The organism is Streptomyces rugosispiralis (genome assembly GCF_024505145.1).
In the GTDB taxonomy this organism is placed as follows: domain Bacteria; phylum Actinomycetota; class Actinomycetes; order Streptomycetales; family Streptomycetaceae; genus Streptomyces; species Streptomyces rugosispiralis.
This window is the reverse complement of the sequence record NZ_JANIAA010000044.1, coordinates 14,862-40,383: the sequence shown is the minus strand read 5'-3', so window position 1 is coordinate 40,383 and position 25,522 is coordinate 14,862. Positions and strand designations below refer to the sequence as shown.

Below are 25,522 nucleotides of genomic sequence, written 5' to 3'. Positions count from 1 at the left end.
TGGTTCCCCGGCCGGTTTCCCGGCTGGCTCCCCGACCGGTTCCGGTCCGGTCCGATCCAGTCCGGTCCGATCCAGTCCGGTCCGGTGCGTTCCGTTCCGGTGCGTTCCGTTCAGCTTCAGCTTCCCAGATAGCGCACGACCGACGCGATGGCCGAGCGGTCTCCGCTGGTCAGTCCCGGCCGCGGGAGACGGCGCGGATGATCTGGCTGCGAGCCCGCGCCCAGGTGACGGAGGAACGCTCGCCCAGGGCGCGGATGATGGCCTCGCCCGCCGCGACGCCCTTCTCCTCGACCACGGTCAGGTGGGGCGCCGACCAGCCGATGTCGGCCAGTTCGCCGTGGCCGGGGCGCCAGGCGCGGTCGGCCGCGAGCAGCAGATCGGTGTCGAGCAGCGAATCGCCCGCGGCGAGCACCTCATCCGCTCCGATGCGGCTCTTGATCTCGGCGACGGCCGCGCTCTTGGTGAGCGGCTTGGGCACGGCGTAGATCTTGCGGCCCTGGAGGGAGACCGTCCAGCCGCGCGGGTCGGCCCACTGGGCCAGCTCCTTGACGTACCCCTCGGGCAGCAGCTCCCGTTCGACCACGAGATAGGCGAACAGTTCCTCGGCCACCCGCTCCTTGAGCAGCCAGGCGGGGTCGGCGGTGGCGCTGAGGTGGGCGCGCACCTCCTCCAGGGGGGCGCATCCGTCGTCGAGTGCGCTGCGCACCCGCTGGTGCCAGTCGGCGTCGGGCTCGCCGTTGACCAGCAGTTGGCCGCCGTTGGCGCAGATCGCGAAGCGGGGGGCGGGGCCGGGGAGGCGGATACGGCGGTACTGCTCGACGGTGCGGGTGGTCGTGGGGACGAAGACGGAGGTGCGGACCAGCTCGGCGAGCAGCCCGGCGGCGGCCTCGGTCAGGTACGACAGCGGCTTGCCCTCGTACGTTTCGACGCACAGCAGCCGCGGGGCCTCGGCGTCCGGCATCTCGAGGCCGAGGGCGGCCGTGGAGTAGATCAGGGTACGGTCGAGGTCGCTTGCCACCAGAACGCTCATCTTGCCGCCACCGTTCTCTCGTGTCTGCCGGCGGCGATGCCCGCCGTGTTCGCGGTGTTCGCCGTGTCGGCCGTCTTGTCGGGAGCCGTGCCGACCGTCTTTCCGTCGGCCCCGGTGGCGCCCCGGGTGTAGCGCGGGTGGATCAGCCCGACGCAGGTGTAGGGGAGGTCGTCGGTCTCCTCGACCGGCACTCCGCGCTGCTCGGCGAGCAGCCGCACATGGTCCAGGTCAGCGCCCGCGCCGCGCTGGGCGAGGATCTTCCACGGGACGCGGCGCAGCAGCACCCGGGTGGTCTCGCCGACGCCCGGCTTGACGAGGTTGACGTCGTGGATGCCGTACTCCTGGCTGATCCGCTCGACCGCGGCCCAGCCCTCCCAGGTGGGGGTGCGGTCGGTGGCCGCGAGCCGCCCGGCGTCGGCCAGGGCCGCCTCGGCGACCTCGGCGAAGCGGGCCGAGACGGTGTCCAGGAAGTACCCGGAGACATCCGAGCCGGCGAGTTCGCGGTAGTACTTCGCGCCGTGGAAGTCGTCCGGGCCGACGAGGTCGGCGCGGAGCACGGTACGCGATATCAGCCCGGAGACGGTCGAGTTGAGGCATGCGGAGGGGACGAGGAAGTCGTCCCGGGTGCCGTAGGTGTCCACACACCGGCCGGGGTCGGCGAGGACCGCGATCCGCGGATCGAAGTCCGGGTACGGGGCGAGGGCGTCCGAAAGCTCGCGGGTGATGGCGCCCTTACCGGTCCAGCCGTCGACGAAGACGACGTCGGACGGGTCGTGGTGGTCCGCCAGCCAGCGCAGCGCGGCGGTGTCGATGCCGCGGCCGCGCACGATGGAGATCGCGTAGTGCGGGAGGTCCAGCCCGTGGGCGTGGCGCGCCCAGCGGCGCATCAGCACCCCGACGGGGGTACCGGCGCGGGCGAGCGAGACGAGGACGGGGCGCGGGGAGCGCTCGGCGAGCACCGTCTCGGTGACCGCGCCGACCGCGCGGGCGATCCGGGCGGCGGAGGTGTCGAGGGCGGCCCGGAACAGCTCCTGGTAGCTCTCGCTCGGCTGGTACTCCACGGGCAGCGACTCGGCGTAGTGCGCGCCCCCGCTCTGGATCGCCTCCTCCCGCTCCTCGGTGGGCGCTTCGAGGGTGACGTGGGAGAAGTCCTGGAGCAGCCAGCCCACCTCTTCGGGGGCGTAGGACGAGAAGTCCGGCCCGCGCAGGGGCTCGTACGACGGTTGGTGCATGGACGGTGCCTGTCGTTCGGGGACGGTGTGGGGGGTGGGTGGGGTGGGTGGGGTGGGTGGGGTGTGGGGGCGGTAGGACGGCACCACGGCCAGCACCAGCCGGTCCGTGTGCCCGCTCAAACCGGCGAGCAGCCCGTCGGGCGCGTGCAGCGCGGGCGTGTCGGCGGTCGAGTCGACGACGGCGACGACGGCGTCGAAGCGGCGGCCGGGGTCGGCGCCGGGCGCCACGTTGTACGCGTAGCGGGGCCCGGGGCCGTCGGCGGGGTCGTCGTGCGCGGGGAAGGTCAGCCGGGTCCTGATGGCGTACCCGGGGTCGTCGACGGGGAGCACCGGCGAGCGGGTGGTCGTCGAATACCGCACCTCGACGCCGTCGAGCGCCTCGTCCAGCGCCTCCGCGAGCCGCAGCGGCGCGTATATCAGCTCCTCGAAGCCGAGGACGAGGACGCGCCGGAGGGGGCGGGGCGGGGTGGGGGCGTCCGGCGTCGTCGTCCCCAGGGCGGCCGCGAGGCGGGTGGCCAGGGTGGGGAGGGCCGCTTCGAGGCGGGCGCGGTGGACGGGGGTGAAGCCGTGGCGGCCGCCGTCCGGGAGCCCCTCGGGCCAGCCGAGGTCCACGCGGACGGCGGCCGGGCCCGCGCCTGGGGCGGTGGCGGGAGCGGTGACGGCCTTACGGTCGTCGTCGGCGGCCTTACGGTTCTCGGCGGCCGCCTCGTGCTCGGCCACCAGCTCCGCGCCCCGCTTCAGGACGTCGTCGGGCAGGTGGACCGCTCCGGCCGCGGCGGCGACCAGGTCGACGCGGGCGCCGAGGTCGGCCGCGAAGGCGTCCAGGCGGGCGCGGTCCTCCGGCGAGCGCATGTCCACCAGGGCGACCACCACATAGTGGTCGCGGGGGAAGCGGCGGTGGAGGGCGGCGATGGTGTTGAGGACCGTACGGCCGGTGGAGAACTCGTCGTCCACGAGGACCAGCGGGCCCGTCGAGGCCAGGAACCCGGGGTCCTCGGGGAGCAGCAGATGGGAGGTGGCGTGGCTGTGCTCCTCCTCGAAGCCGCCCACCGTGGCGACGCCCGGAACCGGGCGGCGGGTGGAGTGGAGGTACGGGGCGAGGGCGAGCCCGTCGGCCACGCTGTGGCCGAGGCCGGTGGCGGTCTCGGCGTACCCGAGCACCACCGCGTGCGCCGCCGCCTCGTCACCCAGCAGCTCCCGCACCCGGCGGCCGAGCCGCACGCCCGCGCCGTGGACGGTGGCGGGGCGCTGCGGGACGTGCTTGCCGAGCACGTTGGAGACCAGCAGATGCGCCCGCTTGGGGTTGCGCCGCAGGGCCAGCCCCAGCAGCTCACGCAGCTCCGCGCCGTCGCCGTTCGGTCCGCCGCCGCCGTTCGGTCCGCCGCCGTTCGGTCCGCCGCCGCCGTTCGGTCCGCCGTCGACGTTCCGGCCGCCCTCGCCGCCCTGGCGGCCCTGACCGCCCATAGCGCTGAAGCCGTCGTCGTCCCCGTCCACGGCCCCGTCCGCGCCCCCGGCCAGCCGTACTCCCAGCCGGTCCGCGACCCACTGTCCCGACCACACGTTGCCCACGCTCACGCCGCCCTGCGCCTCGTTTCCATCGTCCTTCGTCCCTCGCCCTTCGCCCCTCGTCCCTCGCCCCTCGTCCCCGGGGCCCGTGCCGGCCCGGTTCGCGCTACGTCCGCAGGCTCGCCGCCAGCAGTTCCACGAAGCTCACATCCTCCCGGGCCACTCCGAAGACCTCCGCGCGCCGCAGGGTCCGCTCGGCCCAGGCCCGGTGCGGCTTCACCTCGTTCATTTTGTTGGTGTACGAGGAGCGCAGCACACCGCCCCCGCAGCGCTGCGGCTCGAGGATGTCCACCGCGTCGCTGAACTCCTCGTGGCTGACCACGGAGAGCGCGTGCACCGGGGCCACATGGCTGGGGTGGATGCAGGTCTTGCCCTGCAGACCATTGGCCCGGTCCAGCTCGATCTCGCGCAGCAGCCCGTCCATGTGGTGCTCGATCAGCGCGGTGCGCAGCGACTCGGCGCGGCCGCTGCTGAAGGGGCTGATCCGCAGCTGCGGCTTGAACATCCGCTCATGCGGTTTGAAGTACTCCCACACCGGCCCGGTGATCGTGAAGCCCGTGCCATCGGCCCGGCCCAGCATGTTCACCACGTCCGCGATCACGGACGCGACCAGTTGGACGTCGTAGGCGGTCATGTCCGGCGCCCTGCGCAGCCCGTACGCCGAGCACAGATCGGTGACCCCGAGGCGCAGCGCCAGCACCCGCTCCCGGTACTTGTCGACAATCCGGCTGATGCCACTGAGGCTGTCGGTGCGCGTTTCGCGGTGCATCAGCTCCGGCGATTCGAGGACCGGCATCGCGAACAGCCGCCGTCCGCCCAACACCTCGGTCACCTGGGCGGTTTCGGCCGACAACAGCGCCTCGAGGAAGGCCCCGCCACGCTCCTCGGTGAACTTCGGCAGTACGAATCCGGACAGCAGCCGCACGCCCGCGCCGAGCCGGGAGACGAGATCGACGATCTGCCCGGGGGTGCGGACCCGGATGAAGAGCAGCGGCAGCGAGGTGCCGGGGGCGCGCCCGGAGAGTTCCGCGAATTGCCGTACGAGGTTCTCCTCCGCGCCCGCCACCTCGGCGTCGTCAATGGAGTCCTCCAGGCACAGCACCATGGAGACCACTCCGCGACCTGCCTGTTTGACGATGTCCTCGGCCAGCTGGGGCCGGGTCGCCGGGCAGTACAGGGTGGCGCCGAGGGCCACGGCCAGCGTCCGGGTGGGCGAGTCCACGTCGAATTCACCGGGCTCCCGGTGGAAGAGGTTCGCTCGCACCTCGACGGGCAGATGTTCGAAATGCCGCATACAACTCCCCGCACTGCCGGTATGCCGCCTCGGTCACGCTGACCGCGGTTGGCCGATAATCGTACGTGTGGCCATGGGTCAAAAGTTCCCCAAGGGCGTGAAAATCACGTAACCCATGTGCGTCCGCGTGGTGTCCGGCATGCCCGCCCTGCCACCCCGTACCACCCCCGCACCGCCGCCCGCCGCGTACCCTGCGTTGTCCCCGCACCCACCGGGAAGGCAGGATTGCCGCCATGACGCAGGCGATGCTGAAGGGATCGAACATCCCGCTGGAGGCCACGGCCATACGCGCGGTGCTGCGCTGGACCCCCGGCACGGACGTACCCGACGTGGACGCCTCGGCGCTGCTGCTGGGGCCGGACGACCGGGTGCGCTCGGACGAGGACTTCGTCTTCTACAACCAGCCGCAGCACCCCTCGGGTCTGGTCCGGCATCTGCCCAAGAAGCCGAACCAGGACACGCTGACGGACACCATCGAGGCCGAGTTGATCGGGCTGCAGCCGGAGGTCCGCCGGGTGGTGATCGCCGCGTCCGCCGACGGCGGCACCTTCGGGCAGGTACGGGATCTGAGCCTGCTGCTGTACGACGCCTCGCCCGGTGCGCCGGACGCGCCGGACGCCGAGCCGGTCGCGATCTTCGCGGTGCTGCCGGACACCGGCAAGGAGACCGCGCTGATCTGTGGTGAGGTCTACCGGCGCGGTGACGGCTGGAAGTTCCGGGCCCTGGGGCAGGGCTATGAGTCGGGGCTGGTCGGGCTGGCCACGCAGTACGGGATCTCGGTGGAGGACGGCGAGGGCGCCCCGGAGGACGACGCCGCGGCCGAGCCGGAGGCCATCGCCGCTCCCGAGCCCGCCGCCGTTCCCGAAACCCCGGCCCCCGCCCCTGAGCCCGCGGCCGCCGCGCCCCCCGCACCCGCTTCGGCCCCCGGCACGCCGCCCCCGGCGCCGTCCGACGCGACGACCCAGGCCCATCCCCCGGCCTACGGCTATCCGCACCCGGTGTCGCCCGACCCCTGGGATCCGCAGCGCACCCAGCCCATGCACCCCGCCGCCGCGCAGGGCGACAGCGGCTACGCCTATGTGCCGTCACAGGTGCCGCCCCTACCCCCGCAGGCCCCGGGCACGGGGTATCCGCAGCCGCCCGCCCAGGCCCCGGCACAGCCCGGCTACGGCTATCCGCAGCCGCAGCCGGGGTACGGCTATCCACAGCCCCCCGCGTACGGCTACCCACAGCAGGTGCAGCCGACGGGGCCGCTGCCGCCGCCCCCGCCGCCCATCCCCGCCCAGGTGCCGGACCCGCATTTCGTCCTGCCGCCGCAGGGCCCGCAGTTCCAGAACCGATGAGGACCTACAAGGACCTACAAGGACCTACAAGGACCGGTAAGGACCGGTAAGGACCCATGAGGGCCCATGAGGACCTATAAAGACGGACGGGGGCGGGGCCGCGGGGCGAGCCGGGGTCACACCTTGGACTTGTAGCCCCGGCCCCACTGGAGGCCCCAGCCGTACAGCCGGTCCAGCTCCGCCTGGAAGCCGTAGACGTACTTCACCTCGCGGCGGACCATCATCTCGCCCTTGACGTTCTCGATCAGCACGACGGCGCAGGAGCGCGCCTGCGGGGCGCGCTCGTCGAGCGCGATCTCCACCCGCGGCCCATTGCTCGGATAGAGCGTGACCAGGCCGTGGGTGCGGTCGAAGGCTGGGGTGCCGTCGTAGATGTAGACGAAGACGAGCAGTCGCTTGATGTCGTCCTTGTGGTCCATGTTGACGTAGACCGTCTCACCGGACCCGGAGCCGAACCGGTCGTCGCCGCTGAGCTTGATGTACGGCGCCTCGTTGAGATTGCCGAAGAACTCGCCCAGCGGCTGCACCACGCCCTTGGAGCCGCTCTTCAGCTCGTACATCACCGCGAGGTCGAGGTCGACATTGACCAACGCGGGTCCCTGGGCCTGCACCGGCTCGGGCTTGAACATCTGCAGCGGATGGCGCAGCGAGCCACGCCGCGACCTGCTGTTGAAGTCCGAGGTGCGCATCTGCCAGGAGAGGTTGATGCGCAGATTGCCGGTGGCGGCCCCCTGTTTGGTCAGCGAGATCGACGCATGCCGCTTGGTCAGCTCGACCACACCGGACGCGTCACCACTGTCGAACTGACGCCATGCGGACCGTCCCCAGTTGTTCCAGAACGCCATGGTGCGCACCCCCACCCTTCGTCGCTCGCCACCTTGAGGCTGCCCAGAGGCTGCCCAAAGACTGCCCGGGAAACAGCCCCACAAGCCGCCGTCCAGCCGTTCAACCGCCGCGGGGCGGCCGGGAGGTCGGAAGACCTCGGCCGCCCCGCTCAGAGCGTTCCTCAAACGCCGCCGGGTCACACTCCCGGCGGCCGGACTCCCGGCGCTCAGACTCCGGAAGTGACTTCCGTCTTGGCCTCCGAGTCCTCCCCGGCGGCCGCCTCCCGGCGGTTGCGCCGAACCGAGGACCAGTACGAGGCGGCGATCAGCACCACGCCCACCAGGCCGGTGATGACCTCGTTGATCTCGTACTTGATCGTGACCAGCAGGATCACGGCGAGCGCGCCGATCGCGTAGTGCGCGCCGTGCTCCAGGTAGACGTAGTCGTCCAGGGTGCCCCTGCGGACCAGGAAGACGGTCAGCGACCGGATGTACATGGCGCCGATGCCCAGACCCAGCGCCATCTCGAAGATGTCGTTGGTGACCGCGAAGGCGCCGATGACCCCGTCGAAGGAGAAGGACGCGTCGATGACCTCGAGGTAGAGGAAGAGGAAGAACGCGGCCTTGCCGGCCAGGCCCATCACGGAGGTGCCACCGGAGCCACCGCCGCCGCTGCCGTTGAGCTGGGCGTTCGGGGCGGCCTTCGCCTCCTCGTCGCCCTCGCCCCCGGCCTCACCGGCCTCGTCGTCCTCGTCTTCGTCCTCCTCCTCTTCGAGCTTGTCCTCGAAGTAGCCGGAGATGCCGCCGACGATCAGATACGTGAGCAGACCGGCGACGCCGGACAACAGGACGGTGGCGGTCTTGTCACCGCCGCCGTGGGCCACGTCGGTGGCCACGGTGGTGGCGGTGATCAGCAGCACGAGCAGGGCGACCACGATCGAGAACGTGTCCAGCTTGCCCAGCTTGGCGAGCGGCTTCTCCAGCCACCCCAGCCACCTGATGTCCCGCTCCTCGAAGATGAAGTCGAGGAAGATCATCAGCAGGAAGATCCCACCGAAGGCCGCGATCGCCGGATGCGCCGCCGTGACCAGGTGCTCGTACTTGTCCTTGTCGTTGATCGCCAGATTGACGGCCTCGATGGGGCTCATCTTGGCCGTGACGGCGACGATGATCACCGGGAAGACCAGCCGCATACCGAAGACGGCGATCAGGATGCCGACGGTCAGGAAGATCTTCTGCCAGAAGGCGTTCATCTTGCGCAGAATGCCCGCGTTGATGACCGCGTTGTCGAATGAGAGCGAGATCTCCAGGATCGAGAGGATCCCGACGATGGCGAGCCCCTGCCACCCCCAGAGGACGCCGGCCAGGGCCAGACCGATCGCCGTGACGGCGAACGACCAACCAAAGGTTTTGAGGAGCACTGCCTACCCAATCCTTCGTCGTAAGGTCTCCCCCGCGCGCTTTACGCGGTTTTACGAAACGTTGACTCCGAAGTCTAGAGCGATGCCTCGCAGACCCGACGCGTACCCCTGCCCCACGGCCCTGAACTTCCATTCGCCGCCGTAGCGATAGACCTCGCCGAAGATCATCGCGGTCTCGCCGGAGGCGTCCTCGGAGAGGTCGTAGCGGGCCAGCTCCTGGCCGTCCGCCTGGTTCACCACCCGGATGAAGGCGTTGCTGACCTGCCCGAACGTCTGGCGCCTGGCCTCGGCCTCATGGATGGAGACCGGGAAGACGATCTTGTCGACCTCGGCCGGGACCTTGCCCAGATCGATCAGCAGGGACTCGTCGTCACCCTCGCCCTCGCCGGTGAGGTTGTCGCCGGTGTGCTCGACGGAGCCCTCGGGGCTCTTGAGGTTGTTGTAGAAGATGAAGTACTCATCGCCGAGCACCCGCCCCGACCGGCACAGCAGGGCGCTGGCGTCGAGGTCGAACGGCGCTCCGGTGGTGGAGCGCGCGTCCCAGCCCAGGCCGATGAGCACCTGTGTGAGATTCGGAGCGGCTTTGGAGAGGGAGACATTGCCCCCCTTGGCGAGTGTGACGCCCATGATGCTGTTTCCTCCCCGGGTGTTGCGTGGGTGATACGCGTCCGGCGCCGCACCCCTGCCCCTGGGGCGCGGGGGGTGCGGCGCCGGAATGATTGCCCTGTCGACGGCCTTCGGCGGCCTTCGACGGCCTGCTCGGACGTCGCTCAGACGTTGACGCCGAAGTCCTGCGCGATACCGCGCAGACCCGAGGCGTACCCCTGTCCGATGGCGCGGAACTTCCACTCCGCGCCGTTCCGGTACAGCTCGCCGAAGACCATGGCGGTCTCGGTCGAGGCGTCCTCGGAGAGGTCGTAGCGGGCGAGCTCGTTGCCGTCGGCCTGGTTCACCACGCGGATGAAGGCGTTGCGCACCTGGCCGAAGCTCTGCTGACGGGTCTCGGCGTCGTAGATCGACACCGGGAAGACGATCTTGGCGACATCGGCGGGGACACCCGCCAGGTTCACCTTGATCTGCTCGTCGTCGCCCTCGCCCTCACCGGTGAGGTTGTCACCGGTGTGCTCCACGGAGCCGTCGGGGCTCTTGAGGTTGTTGAAGAAGACGAAGTTCTGGTCGTTGCCGACCTTGCCCTCGGCGTTGGTCAGCAGGGCGCTGGCGTCGAGGTCGAAGTCCGTGCCCGTGGTGGTACGGGCGTCCCAGCCGAGACCTACGACGACCGCGGTCAGGTTCGGGGCTTCCTTGGTCAGCGAGACGTTGCCGCCCTTGCTGAGGCTGACTCCCACGAGTCCTCCCAAAAAAGGTTCGTCAGGAGCACTGCGTGCCCCTTCATCAAAGGTTTCCCATCAGGATCAACGCGTCGATCCTAGTGAGCGGTTCCCGACCACTACAGGGTTTCGGGGGCCTTGGCTACAGGGCCTCCAGGGCCTTGACGTAGTCGTTGAGGTCCCGGGCGTCGGGCAGGCCGTTGACGACCGTCCAGCGCACCACGCCCTCCTTGTCGATCACGAAGGTGCCGCGCACCGCGCAGCCCTTCTCCTCGTCGAAGACGCCGTAGGCGCGGCTGGCCTCGCCGTGCGGCCAGAAGTCCGACAGCAGGGGGTACCCGAGGCCCTCCTGCTCGGCGAAGACCCGCAGGCTGAAGGGCGAGTCATTGGAGACCGCCAGCAGCTGGACGTCGTCGTTGACGAACTGCGGCAGCTCGTCGCGGAGCGCGCACAGCTCGCCGGTGCACACGCCGGTGAAGGCGAACGGGTAGAAGAGCAGCACGACGCTCTTCTCGCCCCGGAAGTCGGAGAGCCTGACCGACTCACCGTGCTGGTTCTTCAGCTGGAAGTCAGGGGCCTTCGCGCCGACCTCTATCGCCATGGGAGCCATCCCTTCGCTCACGTTCGGAAGATCATGTTCGACATGATCAACGATTGAATTGATCAAGGTTTGAATTGATCATGTGGTGCGCGGCCCAGCCTACGCTCAGAGCCCCCCTCCGTAAGGGAACGGAGGGGGGCTCTGGAGTGTGGATCCGCCGGCCTCAGCGCTTGCCGCTGCGCGCGGCCTTGGGTGTGACCAGACGGCTGCCCGTCCAGTCCTTGCCCGCGTTGAAGCTCTTGGTCTGGGACAGGCCGGCAGTAGTCGCCGCCTCATTGATGTCGCTCGGCTCGACATAGCCGTCACGGCCGGTCTTGGGCGTCAGCAGCCAGACCGGTGCGCCGTCGTCGATCATCTGGATGGCGTCCACCAGCGCGTCCGTCAGATCGCCGTCGTCCTCCCGGAACCACAGCACAACGGCGTCGGCCACATCGTCGTACTCCTCGTCGACGAGCTCCTGGCCGGTGATCTCCTCGATGGACTCGCGGAGCTCCTGGTCGACATCGTCGTCGTAGCCGATCTCCTGGACCACCTGCTCGGGCTGGAAACCCAGCCTCGCGGCAGGGTTGGTCCGCTCCTCCGCGTGGTCCGCGGTCGCGCTCACGGATTGCCTCCTGTCATCTTGCATTCACTCTTCGAGTCTGTGGGTCCCGCGCGCGTACGCGAGGGCTTGGGCGTAGTCCACACGGGCCGGGCGGATCGCGCAAGTACCCGGCCAGCGATCCCGCCCAAACGTTGACGTGTCGCCGCAACTCCCATCATGGAGGAACGACACACAACAGCGCGCGGCAGACCGGATTGCCCGAGGATGTCCGGCTTACGTGTGTGTCTAGCCACCCTACGCCGCTCCCGTGCCGAACGGTCGTACGCAGACGACCCCGGTCGTGGGCGTAAGGTTGCGATTCGGCCGTCGCCGTTGAGACGGCACGCCGGAGCGCCCGTCTCACCTGGTGATGGTTACCACTCGGTAGAGGTGACGTATCCCGTACCCGAGGTACACGATGGAGAACGGCGCGACAGCAGCAGAGCACGAATCCATGTCCGTGCACAGCACGACCGAAAAGCGAAGGAATAGCGTGGCTTCCGGATCCGATCGCAACCCGATCATCATTGGCGGCCTTCCCAGCCAGGTCCCGGACTTCGATCCCGAAGAGACCCAGGAATGGCTCGACTCGCTCGACGCAGCCGTCGATGAGCGAGGCCGGGAACGTGCCCGCTACCTGATGCTTCGCCTGATCGAGCGCGCCCGTGAGAAGCGCGTCGCCGTGCCCGAGATGCGCAGCACGGACTACGTCAACACCATCGCCACCAAGGACGAGCCGTTCTTCCCGGGCAACGAGGAGATCGAGCGCAAGGTCCTCAACGCGACCCGCTGGAACGCGGCGGTGATGGTCTCCCGGGCGCAGCGCCCGGGTATCGGGGTCGGTGGCCACATCGCCACCTTCGCCTCGTCCGCCTCGCTGTACGACGTGGGCTTCAACCACTTCTTCCGCGGCAAGGACCACGACAGCGGCGACCAGATCTTCTTTCAGGGCCATGCCTCCCCCGGCATCTACGCCCGCGCCTTCCTCCTCGACCGGCTGAGCGAGGACCACCTGGACGGATTCCGTCAGGAGAAGTCCAAGCTCGGTCACGCGCTGTCCAGCTACCCGCACCCGCGGTCGATGCCGGACTTCTGGGAGTTCCCGACGGTCTCCATGGGCCTGGGCCCGCTCGGCGCGATCTTCCAGGCGCGGATGAACCGCTATATGGAGGCGCGCGGCGTGGCCGACACCTCCAACTCCCACGTCTGGGCGTTCCTGGGCGACGGCGAGATGGACGAGCCGGAGTCGCTCGGCCAGCTCTCCCTGGCCGCCCGTGAGGGCCTGGACAACCTGACCTTCGTGGTCAACTGCAACCTCCAGCGGCTCGACGGCCCGGTGCGCGGCAACGGCAAGATCATCCAGGAGCTGGAGTCGCAGTTCCGCGGCGCCGGCTGGAACGTGATCAAGCTGGTCTGGGACCGCACCTGGGACCCGCTGCTGGCGCAGGACCGCGACGGCATCCTGGTCAACCGGCTGAACACGACGCCGGACGGTCAGTTCCAGACGTACGCGACCGAGACCGGCTCCTATATCCGCGACCACTTCTTCGGTGACGACCAGCGGCTGCGCAAGATGGTCGAGGGCATGACCGACGACCAGATCCTGCACCTGGGCCGCGGCGGTCACGACCACAAGAAGATCTACGCGGCGTACTCGGCGGCCAAGGCCCACAAGGGCCAGCCGACGGTGATCCTCGCGCAGACCGTCAAGGGCTGGACGCTCGGCCCGAACTTCGAGGGCCGCAACGCGACCCACCAGATGAAGAAGCTGACGGTCGACGACCTCAAGCGCTTCCGCGACCGGCTGCACCTGCCGATCCCCGACAAGGAGCTGGAGTCCGGCCTCCCGCCGTACTACCACCCGGGCCGGGACTCGGAGGAGATCCAGTACATGCACGACCGCCGCAAGGCGCTGGGCGGCTACGCGCCGACCCGTGTCGTGCGCGCCAAGCCGCTGCGGCTGCCGGGCGACAAGACCTACGCCACGCTGAAGAAGGGCACCGGTCAGCAGCAGATCGCCACCACCATGGCGTTCGTCCGGCTGCTGAAGGACCTGATGCGGGACAAGGAGATCGGCAAGCGGTTCGTGCCGATCGCGCCCGACGAGTACCGCACCTTCGGCATGGACTCGCTCTTCCCCTCGGCGAAGATCTACTCGCCGCTGGGCCAGATGTATGAGTCGGTCGACCGTGAGCTGCTGCTGGCCTACAAGGAGTCGTCGACCGGGCAGATGCTGCACGACGGCATCTCCGAGGCGGGCTGTACGGCCTCGCTGATCGCGGCGGGCTCCGCGTACGCCACGCATGGCGAGCCGCTGATCCCGGTCTACGTCTTCTACTCGATGTTCGGCTTCCAGCGCACCGGTGACCAGTTCTGGCAGATGGCCGACCAGCTGGCGCGTGGCTTCGTACTGGGCGCGACCGCCGGTCGTACGACGCTGACCGGTGAGGGTCTCCAGCACGCGGACGGCCACTCCCAGCTGCTGGCCTCGACCAACCCGGCGGTCGTCGCGTACGACCCGGCGTTCGGCTTCGAGATCGCCCATATCGTCCAGGACGGTCTGCGTCGGATGTACGGCGAGAACAGTGAGGACGTCTTCTACTACCTCACCGTCTACAACGAGCCGATCCAGCACCCGGCCGAGCCTTCGAACGTGGACCGCGAGGGCATCCTCAAGGGCCTCTACCGCTACCAGCAGGGCGAGAAGGGCTCCGTACCGGCCCAGATCCTCGCCTCCGGCGTCGCGGTGCCGTGGGCCCTGGAAGCCCAGCGCGTCCTGGCCGAGGACTGGAACGTCAAGGCGGACGTCTGGTCGGCCACGTCCTGGAACGAGCTGCGCCGGGACGCCATCGAGGTGGAGGAGCACAACCTGCTCCACCCGGAGGAGGAGCAGCGCGTTCCGTACGTCACCCGGAAGCTCGCGGGCGCGGAGGGCCCGAAGGTGGCCGTCTCCGACTGGATGCGTGCGGTTCCCGACCAGATCGCGCGCTGGGTACCCGGCACGTACCAGTCGCTGGGCGCGGACGGCTTCGGCTTCGCCGACACCCGCGGCGCGGCGCGGCGCTTCTTCCACATCGACGCCGAGTCGATCGTGCTCGGCGTCCTGACGGAGCTCGCCCGCGACGGCAAGATCGACCGCTCGGCCCTCAAGCAGGCGATCGACCGCTACCAGCTCCTCGACGTGTCCGCCGCCGACCCCGGCCCGGCGGGCGGCGACGCGTAGCCGTCTACGACGGCGGCAAGCCGTGACGCGGGGCGGGCTGAAGGTTCAGCCCGCCCCGCGTCGTCGTATGCCTGGTGCCAGGGCTACACGAAGGACGGAGGCGCCGCCCCCGCCCTCCCAGCCGGGGATCCAGGGGCTCCGCCCCGGGCGTCGGCCCCCGGATCCCAGACCGTGGATCCCAGATTCCCGGGCCCGACCCCGGACCCCAGACCGCGGACCCCTGACCCGCGGCCCCGAACCCCCGGACCCCGGCCCCAGGCTCCCGGCCCCCAGGACCCGGCCAAGCCAGGACCCCGAACCCGGCCCCGGGCTCCCGGACCTCCAGGACTCAGACCCCCGGGCCCCGGGCCCCGGGCCCCGGGCCCGGGGGTCGGGCGTCGGGCGTCGGGCCCGGGGCGGGCTTGGTGCTCCGGCTCAAGTGCCGCGCCTGGCTTCCGCCGGTCCCGATGGCGGCGGAGCCGCACCGGATCGACCGCCCCACGGACGGCGGCGGGCCACCCGCTGCCGTCCGGCGGGACGCTTGCGAACACGCCCGAAGGACACCCGGGGTCCAGGGGCGATGCCCCTGGTTCGGGAAGGGGCGGGGCGGGGGGGCAAACAGGCCCCGGGCCGCCGGTCAGCGTTCCCAGATTTTGAAGGCGCGGACCTGGTACGGGGTTTCGGGGGCCCAGGTGCCGGTGGGATAGGTGTGGAACTCGGCCGTTTCGGCGCACTCGCGGCTCTGATAGGCCGTCACCGGGCGGCCCGTACGGTTCGCCAGGGACGCCGCGGTGGTGCCGGACGGCAGGGCGACACAGCTTTCGATGTCGACGTCGGCCAGTTCATGGATCTGGCGCGCCCCCGTGAAGCCGCCGCTCCGCCACAGGCACAGCTGCCCGGCGGCGCAGTTGCCCAGCCGCGGTGGGGCAGCCGCCGCGGCCGGGGCCAGGGTGGCGGAGAGGGCCAGCGCCGAGACGGCGACCGTAATGATCTTGCGCATAACGATTTCGCTCCCCGTGTGGAAAGAACAGAACGGGAGCCAGCCTGTCCGCCGGCTCCCGTTCGCCACCATGGGGTCGATCAAGGTCCACCCTGATAGGGGGTTGACCGCGAGGGGTCAGATGTGGACGGCGCCCCCGGCCGCGTCCGCGTTCTCACCGCGCTTGGTGAAGGCCGCGACCAGCGCCGCGACCACCGAGACGACGGCGGCCACCGTGAAGGCGAACCCCATCCCTGACACGAAAGTGTCATGCGCGACGGCCGTGATCTTGCCCGCGACCTCCGGCGGAGTGCCCTTGGGAACCGGGGCGATGCCGACCTCGACCGCGTCCGACGCCTTGGACTCCGCGCCCTCGGGCATCGGCGGCAGCCCGGCGTCGGCCCACTTCTCCGGCAGCGTGCTGTCCACCCGGCCCGCCATGACCGCGCCCAGGACGGCCGTACCGAGGCTGCCGCCGACCTGCATCGCGGCCTGCTGGAGGCCGCCGGCGACACCGGCGTGCTGGATCGGGGCGTTGCCGACGATGACCTCGGTGGCGCCGACCATGACCGGGCCGAGGCCGAGGCCCAGCAGGGCGAACCAGACGGCCATCTCGACGCCGCCGCTGTCCGCGTCCAGCCGGGACAGGCCGAACATCGCGACGGCGGTGATCATCATGGCGCCGACCAGCGGCGTCCGCGGCCCGAACTTGGTGATCAGCGCACCGGCCAGCGGCGAGGCGACGATCATCATCGCGGTGAGCGGCAGCAGATGCAGCCCGCTGTCGACGGGGCTCATCCCGTGCACGTTCTGGAGGTAGAAGGTGACGAAGAACAGCCCGCCCATGAAGCCGAAGGCCATCAGCAGCATCAGCACGGTGCCCGCGCTGAGCGGCACCGAGCGGAACATGCTGAGCGGCAGCAGCGGCTCCGCCGTCCGGTTCTCCCAGAAGATGAAGACGGCGAAGCAGACCGCCGCCAGGGCCAGGAAGAGCAGCGTGCGCTGGTCGGTCCAGTGCCAGTCAGCGGCGTTGATGAGCGCCCAGATGAGGCAGAACATGGCACCGGACAGCAGCACGATGCCGGGGATGTCGAAGGACCGCGGCGCCTGCTCGGCGCGGTGGTCCACCAGGAGCAGCAGACCGAGGACCACGGCCAGCACGCCGACGGGCGCGTTGATGAAGAAGACCGACTGCCAGTTGACGTGCTCGACGAGCAGTCCGCCGACGATGGGCCCGGCGGCGGTGGAGGCGCCGATCACCGCGCCCCAGATGCCGATGGCCATGTTGAGCTTCTCGGCGGGGAAGGTGGCGCGCAGCAGCCCGAGCGCCGCGGGCATCAGCAGCGCACCGCACAGGCCCTGCAGCACCCGGAAGGCCACGACGAGCGACACCTCGCCGGAGAAGCCGATGGCGGCCGAGGAGATGGCGAAGCCGACGACGCCGATGAGGAAGGTCTGCCGGTGCCCGAAGCGGTCACCCAGCTTGCCCGCCGTGATCAGCGCGACGGCGAGGGCCAGCAGATAGCCATTGGTGATCCACTGCACATCGGCGAGCGAGGCACCGAGGTCCTTCTGGATGGCCGGGTTGGCGATGGCGACGATCGTGCCGTCGAGGGCGACCATCGTCACGCCGAGGGCGACGGTGAGAAGCGTCAGCCACGGATGACCCCGAAGCCCCTTCGGGGCATCGGCTATGGGAGGTTCCGGCGCCGAATTGGCGACGGTGGTCGAAGAGGTCATGACCGGAGGCTAATGTCAGCGTCTGACAATTGACAAACCGATTCATCCGCCGGTAACTGACGTTTTTGTCACAGGTATCCTGAGCAGCCGCAACGCGGCCCCACACCGGTAGAGAGCGAGCCGACAGGTGACGACGGACGAGGCAGTGGCGGGCACGACGACGCCACCACCGGCCGGGCTGCGCGAGCGCAAGAAGCAGCGGACGCGAGCCGCCCTGGTGCGCTCCGCACTGGAGTTGTTCACCCGTCAGGGATACGAGCGGACGACGGTCGACGAGATCGCCGAGGCGGTCGAGGTCTCCCAGCGCACCTTCTTCCGGTACTTCGCCAACAAGGAGGAGGTCGCCTTCGCGAGTCAGGAGTCGGCGGAGTGCCACTTCTTCGCCGCCCTGTGCGCACGCCCCGCGGGCGAGGCGCCGCTGGCCGCGCTGCGCGGGGCGACCCTCGACGCCTGGGGAAGCATCGGGGGAGCCCTCGAGCAGCTGGTGCCGCCCGAGCTCCATATGCGGATGTACCGGGTGATCGAGTCCACGCCGAGCCTGCTCGCGGTCCATCTGCGCCGCATCGCGGAGCTGGAGGAGCGGCTGGCGCGCGAGATCGCCCGCCGCGAGGGGCTGGACATCGACGCCGATCCGCGGCCGCGGCTGGTGGTCGCGATGTTCGGCGGGGTGATCCGGGTGGCCGGGAAGCTGTGGACCGAGGGCGACGAGGACAGCGTCGTCACATTGCGAGACCTCACCGCGTTCCATCTTGATTACGTGGGTCCCACTCTCGCCGAGAAATGGGATAAATAGCATCAATTCCGGCATAGCCCCCAAGCATTCCCGCTTTCAAACGTGATATGAATCACGGGATTTGGCACGCGACGCCGCGCTTCTCCTAGGGTGTCCCGCGGTGACTTCCTTCTCGGAGCTCGGCTCCCCCTCTCCCGGTTCCACCGCCTGGCGCGCCCTGCTCGCGCTGGCGGTGGTCTTCGTCCTCCTCGCCACCACCGGCTGGACGGCCGTACGGAGCCACAGAGGAGCCCCGGACGCGCTCTCCGCGTCGATGGACGCCTGGCGCCATGGATCGCTCGGCGGCCGCGCGCTGCCCGATCCGTACGGCTCGCCGCGCACCCTCGGCCGCTGGTTCGGCTCGCTCACCAAGGCCCAGACCGACCGGGTGGTGCGGCGCTATCCGCTGGCCGTGGGCAATCTCAACGGCGCGCCGGTGGCCCTGCGCTACCGCGCCAACCGCGTCGCCCTGTTCAAGGCCCGCGCCGACGAGCGCAAGCGGATGCACGACCCGCGGCTCACCCCGATGGGCCGCTCGGACGCGACACGCCGGATGAACCGCTATGCGGACCTGCTGGGCGCCGGGCGGCAGATCCTCTCCTTCGACCCCTCGGGCGCCGGGCGAGCCGCCGAGGTCTTCGGGGACCTCGCCCACGCCAACCGGGTTTCGATCGTGGTGCCGGGCGTGGACACCGACATCCTGACGTTCCAGAAGACCGAGCGCCCGTACACCGCCACGGTCGGAATGGCTCAGGCGCTCTACGACAACGAGCGGGCCGACGCCCCCGACACCAAGACCGCCGTCATCGCCTGGGCCGACTACACCAGCCCGGCCGGGATCGGCATGGACGCGGCCACCGGCAAGCTGGCCGCCCAGGGCGCGGTGCGGCTGCGGGCGCTGGTCAACGCGCTGCCCTCGCTCTCCCGGGTCTCGCTGATGTGCCACAGCTACGGCTCGGTGGTGTGCGGGGTCGCCGCCCGCGATCTGCCGCCCAAGGTCACCGATATCGCGGTGGCCGGCAGCCCCGGGATGCGCGCCGGCCATGTCTCCGACCTGGGCACCAGTGCCCGGGTGTGGGCGATGCGCGACTCCGGCGACTGGATCGAGGACATTCCGCATCTGGAGTTCGGCGGGCTCGGCCATGGCGCGGACCCGGTCTCCTCCGGCTTCGGCGCCCGGGTGCTGGCCGCGGACGGGGCGAATGGACACGCCGGATACTTCGAACCGGGCACGACCAGCCTGGACAACTTCGCGCGGGTGGGAATCGGTGCTGTCCAGTCCGTGAGCTGCGGCAACGGCGACGACTGCACCGCAGGGCTACGCTGACGCCCGGCATAAACACCGGAAACTCTAGTGACGCGCGTAGCCTCAAAGGGGGACGGGCGGGCCACCGCCGCATACGATGAGCCGCATGGGTGATGTGCTGGCCGGTTTTCAGACCGTCTGGGAGTTCGACACCGACTCCATGCTCATCCGCTTCGAACGGGGGATCCGCACGCCGAAGCTGCTCCAGGCGCTCGGCGAACGCCGCATCCCCTTCGAGGCGCTGTCCGGGGTGGAGCTCGCCGTGGGCAAACGCGGAACGGTGGTGCTGCGCGCCGTGCCCAGACCGGGCGCCGACCCGCTGATGGACGCCGCCGACGGCCAGCTCAAGGAGGCGTACGACCCGTACCGCCTGGTGCTGCCGGCCGAACGGGAGACCCTCGCCGACTACTACGCCGAGCGGATACGCGAGTCCCTCGGCCCCGACGCGGACACCGCGGCCGAGGCGCATCTGGTGACCGTGCCCCCGCCGCCGCTGTCCTTCAAGGCGTACGACGGCAAGGCGTCCTTCGACGGCAAGGACATCTCCTTCCGCTGGTTCTGGACCGGCGCCTCCTCGGAGAAGTGGAAGGTCGGGGACCAGCGCTTCCGGATCGACGAACTCACCGGTGTGGAGTGGCGCTCGCCGGAGAGCCGGGGCTCGGCGGGCACCATGCCCAAGGAGGGCTCCGCCAAGGCCGGTGCCGCCAAAGGGGGTTCCGCCAAGGACGGCACGGCCAGGAACGGCACCGGCAAGGTCACCCCCAAGGGCGGTGGCCACGGCCATCTGCGTCTGCTGCGGCGCTCCGCCGAGGACCAGCCGGCCGACCGCCCCGACCGGGACCCGGCGGCCGTCGTCTTCGGGATGGGCTACGGCCTCGTCCACCAGTCGCTGCCGTTCGCCGCGTCCGTCCTGGAGGCCATACGGGCCTCCTCCCCCGTGCCGTGCGCCGAGGGCGCCCCGGCCCCGAGCCGGGCCGCCGCCCCGCGCCGCGACCCCGCCGACATCGCCGAGCGCATCCGTCATCTGGGCGACCTGCACACGGCCGGGCTGCTGACCGACGACGAGTTCAGCGCGAAGAAGGCCGAGTTGCTGGCGGAGTTGTAAGTGTCCGGCTCCCCCTCCGCACCGGCCGGCGAGGCCGCCGGCCAGGCGTCCGCCGCCGCGTCCTCCGGCGCCGCGGCGACCGCCGCCTCCTCCACCGCGCACGAGAGCCTGCCCAAGGCCGCCCGGCGGCAGGCGGGCGGTCTCGCCCGCGCCCTGGTGACCCCCAGCTATCCGGCGACGCCGCTGTTCGCCCAGTCGCCCAGGAGCTGGCTGCGCAGGGTGCCGTACGGCGTGGCGATGGTCCTCACCACGATCCTGGTCCCCACCACCGCCCAGATTCTCTCCCATGACTACGGGGTGGGCGGCGGCGTCGCCACGCTGCTCGGGATCGTCCAGAGCACCCCGCTGCTGCTGTCCGTCACCCGCCCCCTCCAGGCGTGGTGGATCGTCTTCCTCGCCGACCTGGTCTGCGCCCTGGTGGTGCTCGGCACCGCGGACCACCTGGAGAACCGGGTGTGGCCGTGGCTGCCGGGCGCCATCGTCGGCTATCTCTTCCTGCTGCTCGCCCTCGCGCTGCGCGAACCGCGCCGCACCCTGGTGGCGGTGTGGCTGGTCACCGGCGCCGCGGGGCTGGCGCTCGGCATGGCCTTCCCGGACAAGAGCAACGGCAGCAATGTGGTGCTGTTCGTGCTCAGCGGCGTGGTGCTGCTGGTCGCCGGGGCGCTGCGCGAGCGCGGGGACGCCCAGCGGCGGCTGGCCGAGCAGGAGACGATCAGCGAGGCCGAACGGGCCCATCGCACCCTGCTGGAGGAGCGCACCCGGATCGCCCGTGAGCTGCACGACGTGGTCGCCCACCACATGTCGGTGATCACCGTGCAGGCGGACAGCGCCCCGTACCGGATCGGCGGTCTGCCGTCCGAGGCGGAGCGGGAGTTCTCCACCATCGCCGCCACCGCCCGCGAGTCGCTCGCCGAAATGCGACGGCTGCTGGGCGTGTTGCGCAGCGAGGAGACCCGCGGGGAGCGGGCGCCGCAGCCGGGGCTGCGGCAGGTGCCCCAGTTGGTCGAGGCGACCGTACGGGCCGGCATACCGACCACGCTGACCATCGCGGAGGACGTGGCCGAGCTCGAACCGCTGCCGCAGGCGGTGGGGCTGTCCGCGTACCGCATCGTGCAGGAGGCGCTGGCCAATGTGGTGCGGCACGCGCCGGGCGCCACCACCCGGGTGGCCATCTCCGCCGAGGACGGCTCGGCGCTGACCCTGCTGGTGGTCAACGGCCCGGCCGACAGCGCACCCACCAAGCCCCTGGAGACCAGCGGCACCGGACATGGCCTCGTCGGCATGGTCGAGCGGGTACGGCTGGTCGGCGGCATGCTCGACACCGGCCCGCTGGCCGACGGCGGCTTCCGCGTCGCGGCCCGCCTCCCCCTGGTAGACCTCGAAGAGACGGACCCGTCATGACCATCAAGGTGATCATCGTCGACGACCAGGCGATGGTACGGGCGGGGTTCGCCGCCCTGCTCGCCGCGCAGAGCGATATCGACGTCGTCGGCGAGGCGCCGGACGGGCGGGAGGGCGTGGAGGTCAGCCGCCGCAGCCATCCCGATGTGGTGCTGATGGACGTCCGGATGCCCGAGATGGACGGGCTCGAGGCGGCCCGGCAGCTGCTGGACCCGCCGCGCGGGGTCATCCACCGGCCCAAGGTCCTGATGCTCACCACCTTCGACGTGGACGACTACGTCTACGAGGCGCTGCGCGCCGGGGCCAGCGGCTTTCTGCTGAAGGACGCCCCGCCGGCCGATCTGATCTCCGCGGTCCGGGTGGTGGCGGCGGGCGAGGCGCTGCTCGCCCCGTCCGTCACCCGCCGGCTGATCGCCGACTTCGCCCGGCAGCGCCCCGCGCCGCGCCGCGACGGCCCGGCCCTGCGGCGCAGCGGGCTGACGCCGCGGGAGACCGAGGTGCTGGAGCTGATCGCCCGTGGCCTGTCCAACCAGGAGATCGCCGAGTCGCTGGTGCTCGCGGAGCAGACGGTGAAGACCCACATCGGCCGGGTGCTGGCCAAGCTGGGGCTGCGCGACCGCGCCCAGGCGGTGATCTTCGCGTATGAGTCGGGCCTGGTGACACCGGGTCAGTGACCCCGGCCGGGCGGCCACCCCCTACTGGGGTATGACACCCCACTTGGCACCGGGGGGTGACGTACCGCCACCCGACACCTCTCTACCTTTCCCTCCGCCACCGACGGATCCACCGACGGATCCACCGACGGAAGAGGGAAGCCGCCGCCATGCCCCAGACGCTACGCACCAGGCACTACGCACGGCGCCTGATCACCGCGGCGCTCACCATCACCGTCATGGCGGGGACGGCCGGCTGGACGGTGGCCCACGAGGAGCAGGCCATCACCGGGCCGCCGCCGGGCACCGCCGCCTGGCTGGCGGACCATTCGCTGGGCGGGGCCGGGCGCGAGCTGCCCGATCCAGCCACCGCCTCGCCCGCCGGGATCGCCCGGTTCTTCGACCGGCTCACCGAGGTCCAGCGGAAGGCGCTGGTCATCCGGCACCCCGAGGTGGTGGGCAATCTGGACGGGGCACCGCTGAGCCTGCGGTACGAGGCCAACGCCCGGTCGATCCGGGCCGCCTGGCACAAGGAGCGGGAGGCCGACCCGAAGAGCCCGCTCGCCGAGCGGTACGCGGCGCTCCTCCGGCCCGGCCGCCAGATCCTCGCCTTCGATCCGCGCGGGCGCGGCCAGGTGGCGGAGGTGTACGGGGATTTGGCGGCGGCCCGTCGCACGGCAGTGATCGTGCCCGGTTCCGACATCGACCTGGACGACTTCGACCGCACGGGCCACCCGTACGGCACCCCGGCCGGGATGGCCCGGTCGCTGCGGGCGCGGATGGCCGAGGACGCGCCCGCGACCCCGACCGCCGTCATCGCCTGGGTCGGCTACACCACCCCGGTCGGGCTGGGCCCGGACGCCGCCACCAGCCGGCTGGCCAAGGCGGGCGCGCCCCGTCTGGACCGGTTTCTGGCCGGGCTCGCCGTGACCACCGCGGCCACCGCCGACGCCCCGCCCGCCGTCTTCTGCCACAGCTACGGCTCGGTGGTCTGCGGTCTCGCCGCCTCCGCGATGGACCGCACCCGCGTCTCCGACCTGGTGGTGCTGGGCAGCCCGGGGATGCGCGCGGACAGCGCCGCGGGCCTGCGCACGGGGGCCCGGGTCTGGGCGGCGCGGGACCGCACCGACTGGATCCGGCGGGTGACCGGCTATGACTTCCTGGGCCTGGGCCATGGCGACGACCCGACCGATCCGTCCTTCGGCGCCCGGGTGGTCTCCTCCGAGAGCGCCCACGGGCACACCGGCTACTTCGCGCCCGGGACGGACTCGCTGCGCAACTTCTCGCGGATCGCGCTGGGGGACTTCGACGGGGTGCGGTGCGCGGAGGAGGACGGCGGCGGTCCGGGCACGGGGCCGGACTGCCGCCAGGGCCTCGTCTGACCGCTGTCCCCGGCCCGGCGCCGTCCGTCACCCGCCGTCCGTCACCCGCCGCCGGTCACCCGCCGCCCCTTACTCCCGGCCCGCGCTCGTCGCGCTCATATCGGCGTAGCGGGCGCCCGCCACCTGTCCGGCGATCGGCTCCAGCGCGGCCAGCTCGTCCCCGGTCAGCTCGATCCGGGTCGCGCCGGTGTTCTGCTCGATCCGGGCGCGGGTGCGGGTGCCGGGGATCGGCACCACGGCGAGCCCGTGCACCTGGGCCTGCTGCTGCACCCAGGCCAGCGCGATCTGGGCGAGCGTGGCCCCGCGCGCCTCGGCGATCTTCCGGAGCGGCTCCAGCAGCGCGGCGTTGGCGGCCGCGTTGTCGCCGGTGAAGCGGGGCTGGAGGCGGCGGAAGTCGTCCTCGCCCAGCTCCTGCTCGGCCTGGACGAAGGAGCCGGTGAGGAAGCCTCGACCGAGCGGCGAATACGGGACGAGGGCCACGCCCAGCTCACGGGCGGCCGTCACCACGCTCTTCTCGATGTCGCGGCTGAACAGCGACCACTCCGACTGCACCGCCGCGATGGGGTGCACCGCGTGCGCCGCGCGCAGCTCGTTCGCCGTGACCTCGCTCAGCCCGAGGTGCCCGACCTTCCCCTCGGCCACCAGCTCGGCCATGGCGCCGACGCTCTCCTCCAGCGGCACCTCGGGGTTGCGCCGGTGCATGTAGTACAGGTCGATGTGGTCCACCCCGAGGCGGCGCAGACTGCCCTCGACGGCCTGGCGGATGTACGGGCGGTCGTTGCGTATCCGCTGGCGGCCGTACGGGTCGCTCTCGTCGCGGTCGATGGCGAACTTGGTGGCCAGGGTGATCCGGTCCCGGTTGGCCCGGACGAAGGGGGAGATGAACTCCTCGTTCCGCCCGAAGCCGTAGACATCGGCGGTGTCGAAGAGCGTGACGCCCAGGTCCAGGGCCCGCTCCAGCGTGGCCCGCGCCTCCGCCTCGTCGTGGGTCGGTCCGTAGGCCCAGCTCATGCCCATGCAGCCCAGGCCCTGGACGCCGACCTCGGGGCCGCCGGTCCCCAGGCCGACGGTCACGATGGTGTCGTTGGTGCTGTCGCTCATACGGTGTCAAACCTCTCCGACGCCCTCCGGGCGTCAGCGTAGACATCGATCTTGAAGTCGAGAACTTGGAGCGTGCTCTGGAGCTCGGCGATCCGCTCCCGCACGTTCTCGCGGTGCGCGGTCAGCAGCTCCTCGCGCTCGGCGAAGGTGTGCTCGCCCTCCCGCACCAGCTCGGCGTAGCGGACCATGTCCGCGACCGGCATCCCGGTCAGCCGCAGCTTGCCGACGAGGTCGAGCCAGTCCAGGTCGCGGTTGGTGAAGCGGCGCTGGCCGGTGTGGGTACGGTCCACATGGGGCATCAGCCCGATCCGCTCGTACCAGCGCAGGGTGTGCGCCGTCAGCCCGGTGTGGGCGACGACCTCACTGATCGAGTAGCGGTCCTGCCCGGTGGGCCGGGGGTGGCCGTCCCTTCCCGCGCAGTTCTTCCGCGCCTTCACCGGGGCGCTCTCCATCACGGTCATGCCGATTCACCTCTCGCAGGTCGCGGATCCGCACGCCTCATCGACGTCTTCAACGCTATTGACTTGGAGTGCACTCCAAGCAAGCGGGGATTTGGGGCAACCTTGGCGCCCGCGGCGGGCCACTCCCCTCCCCGGCCCCGTCCCTCAACCGGGGCTCCGCCTCCAGACCCCGGGGCCCAGGGGCGGAGCCCCTGCCAT

At 70.9% G+C, this 25,522-nt stretch carries 21 protein-coding genes; 8 read left to right on the top strand and 13 right to left on the bottom strand.

What is annotated here, in order from left to right:
• Window positions 1–169 precede the first annotated feature (169 nt).
• The 3 genes from NP777_RS39560 to NP777_RS39550 form a co-directional block, all read right to left on the bottom strand.
• Window positions 170–1,030, bottom strand: coding sequence for an HAD family hydrolase (locus NP777_RS39560; protein ID WP_256655006.1), 861 nt, complete (start codon window positions 1,028–1,030; stop codon window positions 170–172).
• Window positions 1,027–3,837 carry a phosphoribosyltransferase gene (locus tag NP777_RS39555; protein ID WP_256655005.1) on the bottom strand — a complete coding sequence of 937 codons (2,811 nt, stop codon included), beginning with the start codon at window positions 3,835–3,837 and terminating at the stop codon, window positions 1,027–1,029. The genes NP777_RS39560 and NP777_RS39555 overlap by 4 nt, the downstream gene beginning before the upstream one ends.
• 97 nt (window positions 3,838–3,934) lie before the next feature.
• Window positions 3,935–5,122 (bottom strand): HpcH/HpaI aldolase/citrate lyase family protein, encoded by a 1,188-nt coding sequence (locus NP777_RS39550; RefSeq protein WP_256655004.1) that lies wholly within the window; start codon window positions 5,120–5,122, stop codon window positions 3,935–3,937.
• A gap of 233 nt (window positions 5,123–5,355) precedes the next feature.
• Between NP777_RS39550 and NP777_RS39545 the strand changes: the two genes are divergently transcribed.
• The gene (locus NP777_RS39545; RefSeq protein WP_256655003.1) at window positions 5,356–6,465 is read left to right on the top strand and encodes a TerD family protein; all 1,110 of its coding nucleotides are present in this window, start codon (window positions 5,356–5,358) and stop codon (window positions 6,463–6,465) included.
• 116 nt (window positions 6,466–6,581) lie between these two features.
• On the opposite strand, the gene NP777_RS39540 is transcribed toward NP777_RS39545, so the two are convergent.
• The 6 genes from NP777_RS39540 to NP777_RS39515 form a co-directional block, all read right to left on the bottom strand.
• On the bottom strand, window positions 6,582–7,310 hold the full coding sequence (locus NP777_RS39540; protein WP_256655044.1) for a TerD family protein: 729 nt from the start codon (window positions 7,308–7,310) through the stop codon (window positions 6,582–6,584).
• A gap of 206 nt (window positions 7,311–7,516) precedes the next feature.
• Complete coding sequence (locus NP777_RS39535; RefSeq protein WP_256655002.1) at window positions 7,517–8,710, bottom strand: DUF475 domain-containing protein; 1,194 nt, start codon at window positions 8,708–8,710, stop codon at window positions 7,517–7,519.
• Window positions 8,711–8,761: 51 nt separating this feature from the next.
• Window positions 8,762–9,337, bottom strand: coding sequence for a TerD family protein (locus tag NP777_RS39530; RefSeq protein ID WP_191063228.1), 576 nt, complete (start codon window positions 9,335–9,337; stop codon window positions 8,762–8,764).
• 143 nt (window positions 9,338–9,480) lie between these two features.
• The gene (locus tag NP777_RS39525) at window positions 9,481–10,056 is read right to left on the bottom strand and encodes a TerD family protein (RefSeq protein ID WP_037962225.1); all 576 of its coding nucleotides are present in this window, start codon (window positions 10,054–10,056) and stop codon (window positions 9,481–9,483) included.
• Window positions 10,057–10,180: 124 nt separating this feature from the next.
• Complete coding sequence (locus NP777_RS39520) at window positions 10,181–10,639, bottom strand: peroxiredoxin (RefSeq protein WP_256655001.1); 459 nt, start codon at window positions 10,637–10,639, stop codon at window positions 10,181–10,183.
• Window positions 10,640–10,802: 163 nt separating this feature from the next.
• Window positions 10,803–11,243 carry a DUF3052 domain-containing protein gene (locus NP777_RS39515; RefSeq protein WP_014060347.1) on the bottom strand — a complete coding sequence of 147 codons (441 nt, stop codon included), beginning with the start codon at window positions 11,241–11,243 and terminating at the stop codon, window positions 10,803–10,805.
• A 472-nt stretch (window positions 11,244–11,715) separates the two neighbouring features.
• Between NP777_RS39515 and aceE the strand changes: the two genes are divergently transcribed.
• On the top strand, window positions 11,716–14,445 hold the full coding sequence (gene aceE / locus NP777_RS39510; RefSeq protein WP_256655000.1) for a pyruvate dehydrogenase (acetyl-transferring), homodimeric type: 2,730 nt from the start codon (window positions 11,716–11,718) through the stop codon (window positions 14,443–14,445).
• A gap of 616 nt (window positions 14,446–15,061) precedes the next feature.
• On the opposite strand, the gene NP777_RS39505 is transcribed toward aceE, so the two are convergent.
• The gene (locus NP777_RS39505; protein WP_256654999.1) at window positions 15,062–15,424 is read right to left on the bottom strand and encodes a peptidase inhibitor family I36 protein; all 363 of its coding nucleotides are present in this window, start codon (window positions 15,422–15,424) and stop codon (window positions 15,062–15,064) included.
• Window positions 15,425–15,541: 117 nt separating this feature from the next.
• Window positions 15,542–17,143 carry an MFS transporter gene (locus NP777_RS39500; protein ID WP_256654998.1) on the bottom strand — a complete coding sequence of 534 codons (1,602 nt, stop codon included), beginning with the start codon at window positions 17,141–17,143 and terminating at the stop codon, window positions 15,542–15,544.
• 127 nt (window positions 17,144–17,270) lie between these two features.
• On the opposite strand from NP777_RS39500, the gene NP777_RS39495 reads away from it, so the two are divergent.
• The 6 genes from NP777_RS39495 to NP777_RS39470 all read left to right on the top strand — a co-directional run bounded on the left by NP777_RS39495 (window position 17,271) and on the right by NP777_RS39470 (window position 23,762).
• Window positions 17,271–17,936: a TetR family transcriptional regulator gene (locus NP777_RS39495; protein WP_256654997.1), complete on the top strand. Its 666-nt coding sequence runs from the start codon at window positions 17,271–17,273 to the stop codon at window positions 17,934–17,936.
• Between the two features lie 100 nt (window positions 17,937–18,036).
• A complete protein-coding gene (locus tag NP777_RS39490; RefSeq protein ID WP_256654996.1) occupies window positions 18,037–19,242 on the top strand; it encodes an alpha/beta hydrolase in 1,206 nt (401 codons plus the stop codon).
• Window positions 19,243–19,327: 85 nt separating this feature from the next.
• Complete coding sequence (locus NP777_RS39485; protein ID WP_256654995.1) at window positions 19,328–20,326, top strand: DUF4429 domain-containing protein; 999 nt, start codon at window positions 19,328–19,330, stop codon at window positions 20,324–20,326.
• Complete coding sequence (locus NP777_RS39480) at window positions 20,327–21,727, top strand: sensor histidine kinase (protein WP_256654994.1); 1,401 nt, start codon at window positions 20,327–20,329, stop codon at window positions 21,725–21,727. It abuts the gene before it with no gap.
• Window positions 21,724–22,401, top strand: coding sequence for a response regulator (locus NP777_RS39475; protein WP_256654993.1), 678 nt, complete (start codon window positions 21,724–21,726; stop codon window positions 22,399–22,401). Before NP777_RS39480 ends, NP777_RS39475 begins: the two co-directional genes overlap by 4 nt.
• 149 nt (window positions 22,402–22,550) lie before the next feature.
• A complete protein-coding gene (locus tag NP777_RS39470) occupies window positions 22,551–23,762 on the top strand; it encodes an alpha/beta hydrolase (protein ID WP_256654992.1) in 1,212 nt (403 codons plus the stop codon).
• Window positions 23,763–23,831: 69 nt separating this feature from the next.
• On the opposite strand, the gene NP777_RS39465 is transcribed toward NP777_RS39470, so the two are convergent.
• On the bottom strand, window positions 23,832–24,863 hold the full coding sequence (locus NP777_RS39465) for an aldo/keto reductase (RefSeq protein ID WP_256654991.1): 1,032 nt from the start codon (window positions 24,861–24,863) through the stop codon (window positions 23,832–23,834).
• Window positions 24,860–25,324 carry a MerR family transcriptional regulator gene (locus NP777_RS39460; protein ID WP_256654990.1) on the bottom strand — a complete coding sequence of 155 codons (465 nt, stop codon included), beginning with the start codon at window positions 25,322–25,324 and terminating at the stop codon, window positions 24,860–24,862. Before NP777_RS39460 ends, NP777_RS39465 begins: the two co-directional genes overlap by 4 nt.
• Window positions 25,325–25,522 lie beyond the last annotated feature (198 nt).